Annotated in this window: 15 protein-coding genes; 8 read left to right on the top strand and 7 right to left on the bottom strand. The window is 68.3% G+C overall.

Features of this window, described 5'->3' with window-relative positions; genetic code table 11:
* Window positions 1-168: 168 nt before the first annotated feature.
* On the bottom strand, window positions 169-726 hold the full coding sequence (locus FW784_RS08660) for an RNA polymerase sigma factor (RefSeq protein WP_149352949.1): 558 nt from the start codon (window positions 724-726) through the stop codon (window positions 169-171).
* A complete protein-coding gene (locus FW784_RS08655; protein ID WP_149352948.1) occupies window positions 723-1,136 on the bottom strand; it encodes a hypothetical protein in 414 nt (137 codons plus the stop codon). The genes FW784_RS08660 and FW784_RS08655 overlap by 4 nt, the downstream gene beginning before the upstream one ends.
* Before the next feature lie 148 nt (window positions 1,137-1,284).
* Here FW784_RS08655 and FW784_RS08650 point away from each other — a divergent pair, with 148 nt between their 5' ends.
* Both FW784_RS08650 and FW784_RS08645 read left to right on the top strand, forming a co-directional pair.
* Complete coding sequence (locus FW784_RS08650) at window positions 1,285-1,584, top strand: NAD(P) transhydrogenase subunit alpha part 2 (protein ID WP_149352947.1); 300 nt, start codon at window positions 1,285-1,287, stop codon at window positions 1,582-1,584.
* On the top strand, window positions 1,581-3,008 hold the full coding sequence (locus tag FW784_RS08645; RefSeq protein ID WP_149352946.1) for an NAD(P)(+) transhydrogenase (Re/Si-specific) subunit beta: 1,428 nt from the start codon (window positions 1,581-1,583) through the stop codon (window positions 3,006-3,008). The genes FW784_RS08650 and FW784_RS08645 overlap by 4 nt, the downstream gene beginning before the upstream one ends.
* Here the strand turns inward: FW784_RS08645 and FW784_RS08640 are convergent.
* Window positions 2,974-3,420, bottom strand: coding sequence for a hypothetical protein (locus tag FW784_RS08640; RefSeq protein WP_149352945.1), 447 nt, complete (start codon window positions 3,418-3,420; stop codon window positions 2,974-2,976). The genes FW784_RS08645 and FW784_RS08640 overlap by 35 nt on opposite strands.
* A gap of 85 nt (window positions 3,421-3,505) precedes the next feature.
* On the opposite strand from FW784_RS08640, the gene sufT reads away from it, so the two are divergent.
* Window positions 3,506-4,063: a putative Fe-S cluster assembly protein SufT gene (gene sufT / locus FW784_RS08635; protein ID WP_149352944.1), complete on the top strand. Its 558-nt coding sequence runs from the start codon at window positions 3,506-3,508 to the stop codon at window positions 4,061-4,063.
* 532 nt (window positions 4,064-4,595) lie between these two features.
* Complete coding sequence (locus FW784_RS08630; protein ID WP_149352950.1) at window positions 4,596-6,782, top strand: M4 family metallopeptidase; 2,187 nt, start codon at window positions 4,596-4,598, stop codon at window positions 6,780-6,782.
* Window positions 6,783-6,882: 100 nt separating this feature from the next.
* On the opposite strand, the gene FW784_RS08625 is transcribed toward FW784_RS08630, so the two are convergent.
* From FW784_RS08625 to wrbA, 3 genes are read right to left on the bottom strand one after another with little or no spacing between them, the layout of a single operon-like run.
* A complete protein-coding gene (locus FW784_RS08625; protein ID WP_149352943.1) occupies window positions 6,883-7,371 on the bottom strand; it encodes an asparaginase domain-containing protein in 489 nt (162 codons plus the stop codon).
* A gap of 48 nt (window positions 7,372-7,419) precedes the next feature.
* Window positions 7,420-7,746: a DUF2069 domain-containing protein gene (locus FW784_RS08620; protein WP_149352942.1), complete on the bottom strand. Its 327-nt coding sequence runs from the start codon at window positions 7,744-7,746 to the stop codon at window positions 7,420-7,422.
* Entirely contained in the window at window positions 7,743-8,333 is a 591-nt protein-coding gene (gene wrbA / locus FW784_RS08615; protein ID WP_149352941.1) for an NAD(P)H:quinone oxidoreductase, read from the bottom strand. The genes FW784_RS08620 and wrbA overlap by 4 nt, the downstream gene beginning before the upstream one ends.
* Before the next feature lie 285 nt (window positions 8,334-8,618).
* Here wrbA and FW784_RS08610 point away from each other — a divergent pair, with 285 nt between their 5' ends.
* From FW784_RS08610 to FW784_RS08595, 4 genes are all read left to right on the top strand, one after another.
* Complete coding sequence (locus tag FW784_RS08610; RefSeq protein ID WP_149352940.1) at window positions 8,619-9,878, top strand: YihY family inner membrane protein; 1,260 nt, start codon at window positions 8,619-8,621, stop codon at window positions 9,876-9,878.
* Window positions 9,879-9,880: 2 nt separating this feature from the next.
* Complete coding sequence (locus FW784_RS08605) at window positions 9,881-10,474, top strand: TlpA family protein disulfide reductase (RefSeq protein ID WP_187770743.1); 594 nt, start codon at window positions 9,881-9,883, stop codon at window positions 10,472-10,474.
* Entirely contained in the window at window positions 10,471-10,740 is a 270-nt protein-coding gene (locus tag FW784_RS08600) for an acylphosphatase (protein WP_149352938.1), read from the top strand. Before FW784_RS08605 ends, FW784_RS08600 begins: the two co-directional genes overlap by 4 nt.
* An 80-nt stretch (window positions 10,741-10,820) precedes the next feature.
* Complete coding sequence (locus tag FW784_RS08595) at window positions 10,821-11,090, top strand: SemiSWEET family transporter (protein WP_149352937.1); 270 nt, start codon at window positions 10,821-10,823, stop codon at window positions 11,088-11,090.
* Here FW784_RS08595 and FW784_RS08590 read toward each other — a convergent pair.
* Window positions 11,087-12,546, bottom strand: a 1,460-nt coding sequence (locus tag FW784_RS08590; protein WP_149352936.1) for an O-linked N-acetylglucosamine transferase, SPINDLY family protein, incomplete at its 5' end; no start/stop codon positions are given. The two genes, FW784_RS08595 and FW784_RS08590, sit on opposite strands and share 4 nt — an antisense overlap.

Genomic DNA, 12,546 nt, shown 5'->3' with positions numbered 1-12,546 from the left:
CACCGGCCCACGGCAACAGGCTGCGCGATGCACGCGGCGCCGTGCCCTGCAGCGCTGCACGGCGCCGCTGCGACAGTTGCGCCCGCACGCGCGGGGACAGCTCGTCGAGCGATTGCGCATGCAGGTCGCGGACGCGCTGATCCAAAGCGTCTGCGGGGTCGGGGCGGCTCATCGGAAATCCTCCAGTTGCTTCGATAGGGCGTCGCGCGCGCGGGACAGGTGGGTCTTGACCGAGCCGTCGCTGCAGCCCATCACCCGTGCCGTCGTCTGGACGTCCAGTTCCTCCAGCACCCGCAGGGTGAAGGCCTCGCGCTGACGCGCCGGCAGGCCCTGCAGGGCGCGCGCGAGACGGGTGTACGCCTCGCGCGAATCGTGTGACCGGGACGGATCCGGTCCTGGATCCGCCCAGTCGATCGGTCCCTCGTCGTCCGCCGGCGGCGGCGCGAGCCACTTCAGGCGGAACGTGCGGCGGCGCTGCAGGTCGATGATCCGGCTGCGCAGCACGCTCCAGAACAGCGGCGTCCATTCCGTTGGAGGCCGCTGCGCGTAACCCAGCATCTTCACCATCGCGTCCTGCACGGCGTCGAGTGCATCTTCGCGATGGCGCAGGCCGAGCTCGGCGAAGCGGAACGCGCGGGCCGAGACCGATGCAAGGAACGCATCGAGTGTCTGCGGCTCATCGGTCTCGCTCGTCGCTGCCGCGACCTGCGCCATCGACGCGCTCATCCGTGGCGGCGATCCCAGCGACGGTCGATGCGCTCGCCCTTGCGGTCGAGGCGCTTGTCGATGCGATCGCCGCGCGCGTCGAGGCGGTGCTCGATGCGGTCGCCCTTGCGGTCGAGTCGCTGGTCGGCGAGGTCGCCCTTGTGTTCCAGGCGGTCGGCCAGCTTCTCGTGTCCGGCGGCGTCGGCACGGGCGGCGCGTGCGTCGAAGCGTTTCTCGATGCGGGCGCCCTTGGCGTCCAGGCGATGGTCGATGTGCTCGCCGCGCGCATCCAGGCGGTGTTCGATGCGGTCGCCCTTGGCATCGAGGCGGTGCTCGATGCGGTCTCCGCGGTCGGTGTCGGTCGACTGGGCGTGCGCGACGGGCAGGAAGGCGATGAGTGCGGGCAGGGCGTAGGCGACGATCTTCTTCATGGCGTTCTCTCCTTGATCGGTGGGGCCCGGCGTCCCGGGATGCACTGCGCAGCACGGTTGGGAACGCGCCGGCCCGATCGGCGTTGACGATCGCCCGGGATGATTCAGCCGTCGTTATGATGGCCCGAAGCGCATCGGGGAAGGGAACATGGCGGACGGGTTCGTGGCGCTCTACATCTTCATGCTCGCGGCGATCGCGGGCCACGTGATCATCTCGCGGGTGCCGGTGATCCTGCACACGCCGCTGATGTCCGGGTCGAACTTCATCCACGGCATCGTGCTGATCGGCGCGATCGTGGTGTTGGGGCACGCCGACACCACGCTCGAAAAGGCGATCGGCTTCGCGGCGGTGCTGCTTGGCGCGGGCAACGCCGCCGGCGGCTACGTGGTGACCGAGCGGATGCTGGACATGTTCAAGCCATCCAGGAAGCCGGAGCCCAAGGCATGAGCGGCGCCGACGACGTTCGCGTGCTGCTCGCATCCATCAGCTATCTCGTCGCCGCCACGCTGTTCCTGCTGGGCCTGCAGCGCATGGCCTCGCCGGTGACCGCGCGCAGCGGCATCCGCTGGGCGGGCGCGGGCATGCTGATCGCCACGGCGGCCACGTTCCTGCTGCCCGGCCTGCACAACCTGCCGCTGATCGTGCTGGCGCTGGTAATCGGCACGCTCGCGGCGTGGACGTCGGGCAAGAAGGTGGCGATCACCGACATGCCGCAGATGGTGGCGCTGTACAACGGCATGGGCGGCGGCTCGGCCGCGGCGATCGGCGCGGTGGAGCTGCTGCGGCTGTCGGGCGGCGAGCCGGCGACGTCGCGAACGGCGGTCGTGCTGGCGACGGTCGGTGCGCTGATCGGCGCCGTGTCGCTCGCCGGCTCGGTCGTCGCGTGGGCCAAGCTCGACGGCCGCATGGACAAGCGCTACACGTTCCCGGGGCAGCAGGCGTTCAATGCGATCGTGTTCCTGGCGAGGCGCGCCGCCGGCGGGCTCGCGGTGCTGTGGCTGCCGCACGCGGCCGGTGAGGTGTCGTACGCACTCGCGCCGATCATCGCGTTCTTCGTCGGCGCGCTGCTGGTCGGCGTGCTGATGACGCTGCCGATCGGTGGCGCGGACATGCCCGTCGTCATCTCGCTTTTCAACGCCTTCACCGGCCTGGCGGTCGCGTTCGAAGGCTACGTGCTGGGCAACGAGGCGTTGATCATCGCGGGCACCATGGTCGGTGCCGCAGGCATGCTGCTGACGCGCCTGATGGCGAAAGCGATGAACCGTCCGATCAGCGGCGTGATCTTCAGCAGCTTCGGCCCGACGGGCGAGGCGAAGGAGATCACCGGCAGCCAGAAGCCGATCGAGGCCGGCGACGTCGCGGCGCTCATGGCATACGCCGAGCGCGTGGTCATCGTGCCCGGCTACGGCATGGCCGTCGCGCAGGCGCAGCACAAGATCTGGGAACTCGCGCAGAAGCTCATCGCGCGCGGCGTCAAGGTGAAGTTCGCGATCCACCCGGTCGCCGGTCGCATGCCCGGGCACATGAACGTGCTGCTCGCCGAAGCCGGCGTGCCCTACGACCTGATCGCCGACATGGACGACATCAACCCGGAGTTCAAGAACACGGATGTCGCGCTGGTCATCGGCGCCAACGACGTGGTGAACCCCGTTGCGAAAACCGATCCCGCCAGCCCGATCTACGGCATGCCGATCCTCGACGTCGTCGATTCGAAGAACGTGGTGGTGATCAAGCGGGGTCGCGGCACCGGCTTTGCGGGGATCGAGAACGCGCTCTTCTATGCGGACAACACGCGCATGCTGTTCGGCGATGGCGCGGAGATGGCGTCCGCGATCGTCAGCGAGTTGAAAGCGCTCGACGGCGGGCACTGAGGGCGGGCCCGCCGATCGCGACGGCCAGCGCCAGCGCGATCCACACCGCATCGATCCCGGTGTTGGCGAGCCGCGCGAGCGTCAATGCGTGGTGCGGGCCCAGCTTGTCCATCGCGTCGATGGGGCCCAGGCCGAGCGGGGCGCCGACGTTGACGGCGATGATCGCCCAATTGGCCAGAAGCACGAGGACGGCCGTGGCCACCGTCGCCAGCAGCGCGCGCGGGCCGACGCGCGACGCGGGCGCCAACGACAGGACCCAGAGTACGTCTACCGCGCCGACGACCGCCATGAACGAGCACTGCCGCCCCGAATAGAGCGCCGCGAGCGCCCAGAGCGCCGCGAAGCCGAGGATTACCACCGGCAGCAACAGCCAGGCGAAGGCAGGGCGGGCTTGCGGCATCGGATCGTCCATCGAGCGGCAGCACAGGATAGCCGCCGGACAGGGTGCCGACGCGAAGCTGGACTAGAATGGTACGAGTTCCGAGGTGACCGCTCCGATGTATTCCCGATCCAGCGAACCCGTCCGCTTCGAGCGCGACTGCGATGCCGTGCTCGTGCCGCAGGGCGAGGCGGTCAGCCTGCCCGCGGGCAGCGTTGGCTACATCACGCAGGCGCTCGGCGGCAGCTTCACCGTCTTCGTCGAGGGCAACCTGTTCCGTATCGCCGGCCGCGACGCCGATGCGATCGGCAAGGACCCGCCGCAACCCCTGGAGCTCGCCGAAGGCGCGGACGACGCGGCTGTCGAAAAGCTCGTCTGGCACCAGCTGCGCTCGTGCTTCGATCCGGAAATTCCGATCAACGTGGTCGAGCTGGGCCTGGTCTACCGCGTCGAGGTGCTGCCGCATCCGGATCGGGCGGGCGAACGCCGCGTCGACATCGAAATGACGCTGACCGCCCCGGGCTGCGGCATGGGCGACGTGCTGGTGGCCGACGTGCGCGACAAGGTCGAGTTGATCCCGACCGTGGCCGAGGCGGACGTGGAGCTCGTCTTCGACCCGCCGTGGAACCGGTCGATGATGTCCGAGGTCGCCCGCCTCGAGACCGGGATGTTCTGATTCCGTCCGGGTCGTGGCGCCCCATGGCACTCCCGTATCTGGTCTAGTGGAGGCAGGGCGCCCCCCGCGAGCGGCGGACGCCTCCTGGGCGACCCGTCCCGGACAAGCGCCGTTGCCTGCAATACGTGCGGTTGTGACCTGCTGGCGTGCCGACGTACGGTCGCCTGACCAGCTTGGCAACGCGAAAAATGTGAGGCGCCGGACACGCTTCTGTCGCAAATCTGTGCTGCGGTGCAGTAAGGGTTCAGCTTGGCAGCCGCGACGCGGCCAGCCCCGAGCTCAAAGAATCCCTTTTTAATCAACGACTAAGCGTCGGTAACGTAAACCGCTTATCGGACCGGCCAAATTATTTTTGGCGATTTCGTGCGAAGCGCCGCTCGGCGTAGCAACGTCCGGGAACGGGCGCAGACGGATTGCGTCCGCTCACTGACCGGCGCTGATCAGAACCATGCAGCCCGGCGCTTCGCCGTCAACCCGTCGCTCCTCCCTCAAGGACCTTCCTCCGATGTCGAATTCCCGCTCCCTGTATCTGATGGCGCTCTCCCCCCTCGTCATCGCTCTCGCTGCCGGCAGCGCCGGCGCCGCCACCCGCACCGATCTCAACAAGACTTCGGTTGCCAAGCTGGGCCAGCAGTACCAGGCCGCTACCGCCACGCTCGGCGTCGCGAAGGTCGCCAAGGAGCGCCACGCCGAACTCATCGGCATCGACTCGCTTTCGGCGCTGAACCAGATCGGCTTCGTGCAGGACCATGACGGCACGCAGCACTACCGTTACCAGCAGACCTTCCGCGGCGTTCCGGTCTTCGGCGAGAGCATCGTCGTCACCGAGAAGGCGGGCGCGGTCAAGAACATGTTCGGCAACAAGATCGACGGCCTGGGCGCCGAGATCCCCGCCGGCGCCGTGAAATTCTCCAACGCGCAGGCGCTCGACATCGGCAAGCATGCCGGCCTCGGCCAGAGCCTCGCCGCCAAGGTGACGCGCAACGAGAAGTCCGAACTGATGGTCTATGTGGATGACGCCGGCCACGGCCACCGCGCCTACGTGACCTCGTTCTTCGCCGACAGCGCCCGCGGCGGTTCGCCGAGCCGTCCGTTCGTGATCGTCGACGCCGACACCGGCCTCGTGCTGAAGAAGTGGGAAGGGCTTGAGACGGCTCTCGTCGGCACGGGCCCTGGCGGTAACAGCAAGACCGGCCAGTACGAGTGGGGTTCGGGCGGCCGTTATGGCTACCTCGACGTCGCGCAGTCCGGCAGCACCTGCACGATGAACAACACCAACGTGAAGTCGGTGAACCTCAACGGCGGCACGACGAGCACCACCGCGTTCTCGTACACCTGCCCGCGCAACACGTACAAGGCGATCAACGGCGCGTACTCGCCGATCAACGACGCCCACTACTTCGGCGGCGTGATCACCAACATGTACCCGGCGTACACCGGCTACAACGCGCTGACCTTCCAGCTCGTGATGCGCGTGCACTACTCGTCGAACTACGAGAACGCGTTCTGGGACGGCTCCACCATGTCCTTCGGTGACGGCGCGACCACGTTCTACCCGCTGGTCAGCGCCGACGTCGCCGGCCACGAGGTCTCGCACGGCTTCACCGAGCAGCACTCGAACCTGACGTACTCCGGCATGTCCGGCGGCATGAACGAGGCGTTCTCCGACATGGGCGGCGAGGCGACCGAGTACTACTGGAAGGGCTCGAACGACTTCAACGTCGGCACCGAGATCTTCAAGTCGACCGGCGCGCTGCGCTACATGTGCAACCCGACCCAGGACGGCGCGTCGATCGACAACGCGGCCAACTACACCAGCAGCCTCGACGTGCACAACTCGTCGGGCGTCTACAACAAGGCGTTCTGTACGCTTGCGAAGACGGCTGGCTGGTCGACGCCGACCGCGTTCAAGGTGTTCGCTCGCGCCAACGCCCTGTACTGGACGGCCAGCAGCACGTTCAACTCGGGTGCCTGCGGCGTTGAAACGGCTGCAACCGACCTGGGTCTGAACAAGGCCGACGTCACCGCGGCGTTCAACGCGGTCGGCGTGAGCTGCTCGGGTAGCAGCGGCGGCGGTACGGCGACGGCCATCAGCAATGGCGTGCCGGTCAGCGGGATCTCCGGCGCAAGCGGTAGCGACAAGTACTACAAGCTCGTGGTCCCGACCGGCGCCACGAACCTCAAGTTCGTCACCTCGGGCGGCACCGGCGACGTCGACCTCTACGCCAAGCTCGGTTCCAACCCGACCACCACCACGAACGACTGCAAGTCGGAAGGCAGCACCACCGCCGAGACCTGCACGATCGCGGCGCCGTCGGCTGGCACCTACTACGTCCTGATGCACGGCTACGCCGCCTACTCCAGCGTCACGCTGACGGGCAGCTACAGCACGGGTTCGGGCGGTGGGACGGTGCTCACGAGCGGCGTCGGCGTCAGCCTGCCGTCGGTCGCGACCGGTGGCGTGTCGGCGAACTACACGCTGAGCGTGCCGTCGGGCAAGACCAGCGTCGTGTTCACGATCTCCGGTGGCACCGGTGACGCGGACATGTACGTGAAGCTCGGCTCCGCGCCGACGTCGTCCTCGTACAGCTGCCGTCCGTACCTGAGCGGCAACAGCGAGACCTGCACGTTCAACGCGCCGACCGCTGGCACGTACTACGTGAACGTCCGCGCCTACGCCGCCTACTCGGGCGTGACGCTGAAGGGCACCATCAACTGATGTAACCGTGCCGGGCTTCGGCCCGGCACGCCGCTCGCAAACGAAGACCCCGGCTCGCGCCGGGGTCTTTTTGTTTATGGCGCGCTGCGAACCTGCGCTGTCACTCCAGCGCTTCGAACCGGTTCGCGTCGACGTTCTTGCGCACCTTGCCCGGGTTCCAGATCCGGCCATTCATGGCGATGTAGACACCAGGTGGCAGGCACTGCACGGCACCCACGGCGGTGCCGATGTTGAACTCCGCATCGGAGCCGCGGAAGCGCGCGGGGTTCAGCGCGCCGGTCAGCACGATCGTCCGGTCCGTGAGTGACTCGAGTACCCGCGCCGTCTGCACCATGCTGTCGGTGCCGTGCGTCACCAGCACGTGGCGCGACGGCTGCGCTGCGATCGTCTCGCGCACCAGTTCGCGGTCGGCGTCGGTGATGTGCAGCGAATCCTTGCGCAGCACTGGAACCACGTCGAAACGGAACGCGACGCCCAGCTCCTGCAGGATTCGGCCGATCTGCGGTTCGCCGACCTGGTAGTCCGACTTGTCGTCGAAGTAGATCTTGTCGATCGTGCCGCCGGTCGTGACGATGCAGAGCGATTCCATGGTGCGGTCCGGCCGTTCGGGGCGCCGATTATAGGCCGCGCCCGTTGCTCAGCCGCGGCGGCCGAAGCGCGAGCGCAGGCCCGGCAGGCTCGCTGCAGCCACGATCAGCAGCGAAAGCACGACTTCGCCGAGTGCGTACGCGCGCTCGCCCGGACGGGTCCAGGCCACCATGACGCCATGGCTGAACCACAGCAGGGCGAGCACGCCGGACCAGAAACCGGCGGTTCGTCGTCGCGCGAGCACGCCGCCGAGGCATGCGAGCACCGGCAGCGCGAACACGACGAATGCCACCGGCTCGGCGCTCGCGGCAAACCACGCCGCGAACAGAACGGCGAGCGCGGCAAGCGAGGTGATGAGCACGGCGCGCAGGCTCATGCGAGCCTCGCCGCGAGCATCGCGATGCGACGGCCGAGGGCGCGCGCAAGATGGGCTTCGTCCTCGTCGATCGGCGCATCGTCGCGCGCGCCGGCCACGTGGCTGGCGCCGTAAGGGGTGCCGCCGCTACGCGTGCTGCTCAGGCGCGGCTCGGTATACGGGATGCCGGCGATCACGCAGCCGTGGTGCAGCAGAGGCAGCATCATCGACACCAGCGTCGATTCCTGCCCGCCGTGCATCGTCGACGACGACGTGAAGACGCCCGCGGGCCGCCCAACGAGCGTGCCACTGGCCCACTCGCTGCCCAGCCCGTCGATCCAGTGCTTCAGCGGCGCGGCCATGTTGCCAAAGCGCGTCGGGCTGCCGATCAGCAGCCCCGCGCACTCCTGCACGTCGCGCGCTTCGACGTAGGGCGCACCGTCGTCCGGCACCGGTGGTGCGGCGGTCGCAGTGACGGCCGCGACCGGCGGCACGGTGCGCAGGCGCGCGGTCATCCCGTCGACTTCCTCGATGCCGCGCGCTACGTGCCGCGCAAGACGCGCGACCGAGCCGGTGCGGCTGTAGTAGACGATCAGGATGTCGGGCATCGGGCGCGTTCACGTAGGTGGACGCGGAGGATAGCGCGTCGCCCTCGGGGGGCCGGGGCGTCGACGTTGCAAAGACGGCCGGCGAGCACGCGCAGGCCCGGCGACTTGCGCGATTTGCCTGGCCGCGGCGCACGCGTGCAGCCTGTCTCGTGGTGGCCGGCCACCGTTGTCCCTGCCGGTGGACGACGAATCCCGACGGAACCGCGCGTGCCGGACCCTCGCGGATGCTGCGCGGCTGGCGCATCCCACACCCGCTTGCCGGTCGATCGGGTAGGCTGCGACGCGATGGAATTGCCTTATCTGCTCAGCCTGTTGAGCCCGCGCATGCGTGATCGGGCGCGCGCGATCGCGTTCTTCCGTTTCCTGGGCAAGCGTTTCTTCGACGACGACCTGTTCCAGGCCGCGGGCGCGTTGTCGTTCACCACGATGTTCGCGCTCGTGCCGCTGTCGATGGTGGTCTTCGGCGTGCTGTCGGCGTTCGACGCCATGCGGCCTTTGTCCTCCCAGCTTGCGGATTACGTTTTCACAAACTATGTGCCGGGTGCCGCGCGCGACGCGCAGGCGTACCTGCTCAAGACCGCGGCCGCGAACACGGGCAAGCTCACCGCGACCGGCGTCGTCGCGCTGGTCGTGTCGGTGCTGGTGACGCTGACCAGCGTCGAGACGACGTTCAACAATATCTGGCGGGTAAAGGCAGCGCGGCCAAAGATCGGGCGCTTCCTCGTGTACTGGACCGTGCTGACGCTCGGCGCGGTGCTCGCGGCCGCGAGCCTGGCGCTTTCCGCGCGCTTCTTCGAACTCGCCGTGTTCACAACGCGGGCGGGACACGCACTCGAAGCGCTGATGCTGCGGTTGGCGCCGATCGGAATCGAAGTGGCGGCGTTCGCGGCGATCTACCGCGTGGTGCCCCATCGCACGGTCAAGTGGCGGCATGCGCTCTCCGGCGGCGTGCTCGCGGCATTCGGCTTCGAAGCCGCGAAGTGGGGCATGGGCGTCTACCTCAGCAGCTTCAACAGCTATGCACGTATCTACCAGCAGCTCGCGATCATTCCGATCCTGATGCTGTGGATCTACGTCGGCTGGCTGGCGATCCTGCTGGGCGCGTCGTTCGCTGCGTCACTGTCGGCATTCCGATACCAGCCGGTCAGCCAGCGCCTTCCGGACGGCTACGAGATCTACGGCCTGCTGCGCCTGCTCGCGCGCTTCGAGGAGGCGCGCAAGAGCGGCAAGGGCCTGCATACCGACGACGTGCAGCGCAACGAGCCGATGCTGACCGACGCGCTGGTGCAGCAGATGCTCTCGCAGCTGTGCTCGATCAACGTGGTTCGGCGCGCCGAATCGGGCGAGTGGTTGCTAGCGCGCGACCTTGACGAGCTCACGCTCGCCGAGCTCTACGTGGCCTGCAACCTGCGCATCCCCATCACCGAGGCCCATCTGCCTTGCCGCGACGATGCGCTCGGCACGCCGATCACCCGCGCGATCGACGACCTGCGCGTACCGCTGCGCGACCTGCTGAAACGGCGCGTCAACACACTATGGAACTGAAAATGCCCCGCATGATCCGACGCATCGCCGCCGTCGCGATGTTCGCGACCGCACTCGCAGGCTGTGGCGATCGGGTGACCCCGCCAGCCGGCACTGCGTCGCAGCCGCAAGCATCGAAGCCCGCGAACGCTCCGACGCCACAGACGGCGTCGGCTCCTTCGAAACCGGCGCCGGCCGATCGCCAGCATCCCCACCTGCAGCTCGCGCTGGTCGATGGAAAGCGTTACGACCTCGCGCAACACCGCGGGCGCTGGGTGGTGGTGAACTTCTGGGCGACCTGGTGCGGGCCGTGCCTCAAGGAAATGCCGGAGCTCTCCGCACTCGCGTCCAAGGGCACGGTCGACGTCATCGGGCTGGCCTACGAGGACATCGAGGCGAAGGACATGCAAGCGTTCCTCGCCACGCACAAGCCGGCGTACCCGATCGCGATCCTGGACACGTTCAACCCGCCTGCCGATTTCGACACGCCGCGCGGCCTGCCGATGACGGTGATCGTCGCGCCGGACGGGAGCGTGGCGAAGACGGTGCTGGGCCCGGTGACGACCGCGGTGATCGAGCAGGCCATCTCGCAACACGGGACGAAGGCGTCGGGATGAGCGCGGCACGCTTCGTCGTATCCGGCCACGTGCAGGGCGTCGCGTTCCGCGCGCGTGCAAGGCACGAGGCGCTGCGGCTCGGCATTTCGGGCCGCGCGATCAATCTCGATGATGGGTGCGTGGAAGTGGTGGCGCACGGCGAGCCCGCGGCGCTCGAGCAGTTCGCGCGCTGGCTTGCACATGGGCCGCCGCTCGCACGCGTCGAACACGTCGTGCGAGAACGTGTCGACGAGGCCCCGATGCCGCGCGGGTTCAGCGTCGGCTGAACGGATCGCGGTCGTTTCACCATGTTCCGACACGTCCCCCGCGACGCTCGTCGCATGCAGATCCCGGACGTTTCTTGCGCATGAACCTCACCGACGCCGTCGGTTGGGGCGCATCCGCCATCCTCATCGCCACCCTCGCCCGACAGGTCTATACGCAGTGGCGCGAACGCACCACGCAGGGCGTTTCACGCTGGCTGTTCATCGGCCAGCTCTGCGCAAGCATCGGGTTCACCGTCTATAGCTGGCTGGTGGGCAACGGCGTGTTCGTGTTCACCAACATCGTCCTGCTGGCCACGGCGATCGTCGGACAGATGATCTACAAGCGGAACAAGCGGCTCGCAGGAGACTAGGCATCGAACGGCGCCGGCGGCAGACCGTCGCGCCAGCGCTGCGCCATGCGTTTCGCGATGTCCACGAAAGCGGCGGCGAAGGCCGGCATGTCGAACAGGGGTGCTGCGTCGCGTGCGTCGAAGAGGCGGGCTTTGAGCGCAGTGCGCGCATCGCCGTCACGGCCCAGGCGCACGGCGATCTCAACGAATGCCTCGTCGTCCGGCGCCACGAGTTCATCGAGCCCAAGCGTTTCCAGCAGGCTCGCGGCTACGCGCGAAGCGAACGTGTCGCCCGGGCGCGTCAACACGGGGCAGCCCGCCCACAATGCATCGGATGCCGTGGTGTGCGCGCCGTAGGGGCCGGTGTCGAGGAAGAGGTCGGCGAGCTGCAGGCGCGCGAGATAGTCCGGGTGCGGTTGCTTCGGCATGAACACGAGTCGCGAGGGCTCGATCCCGGCATCGCGCGCTGCATCGCGAAGACGGTAGTCGGCGCGGCCCGGCGCCGAGAGCAGCCAAAGCACCGACCCGTCCACGGCGTGCATCACGCGGAACGCGCGCGCGAGGCTTTCCGGATTCAGCTTGTAGCTGTTGTTGAAGCAGCAGAACACGACGCCTTCGTCGGGCAGTCCGCAGGCGGCGCGCGGCGGCGCCTGCCGCAGCGCGCGCGTGGTGTCCGACGGCTGGAAGCCATGCGGCATGCGCACCACCGCCTCGCTGAAGTGCGGCGCGAGTGACGGCGGCAGCACCACGCGATCCGCCAATACGTAATCGATCCACGGTGCGCCGGACGTCCCCGGATACGCGAGCCAGTTCACCTGCACGGGCGCGGGTCGCATCGCCAGGACTTCCGGCGCGCCGCCGCCGCCCCAGCCGCGCAGGTCGAACAGGACGTCGACGCGAGCCGCGCGGATCGCGTCGGCAATCGCCCGGTGCGGCCGGAGTGCGACGTCGTGCAGCGTCGTCGCCTGCGCGATCCGCCGACGGATGCTGCTGCCATCGTCGGCGCTCAGCGCGAACGCGTGCGGCTGGATGCCCGCGTGCGTCGCCAGCGCTTCGAACATCGCCACCGTAAGCAACCCGGTCGGATGCGCGCCGAACCCGTTGGACAGGAAGCCCAGGCGCACCGGGCCATCGCTTCGCGAGTTGCGGTCCACGGGCGGGAGGGGTGACACCGTGCCGCGCACGATCGACGCACGCAGACGCGCACAGTCGAGCTGTTCGGCGGGTGTCGCCGCCTCGCTGAGGAACGAGAAAGGCTCGACAGGCGCTGTGCGCGTGCGCACCGCCGCGCGCACCTGCGCGGACAACGCATCGACATCGCGCCAGTCGCAGAGCCGCCGGCGCGCAGCGAGCAGATAGGCGGCGATCATCGGCTCGTCTGGCAGCAGGCGGTGCGCGTGTGCGAAGGCGTCGGCCGCATCCTCGACGCGCCCGGCGTCTTCGAGCGCATGGCCGAGCCAGACCGCGATGCCCGGAT

It is taken from the genome of Cognatilysobacter lacus (assembly GCF_008274655.1).
Taxonomy (GTDB): Bacteria; Pseudomonadota; Gammaproteobacteria; order Xanthomonadales; family Xanthomonadaceae; genus Cognatilysobacter; species Cognatilysobacter lacus.
Note: the sequence above shows the minus strand (reverse complement) of the source record. Positions and strands in the feature narration are given on the sequence as shown.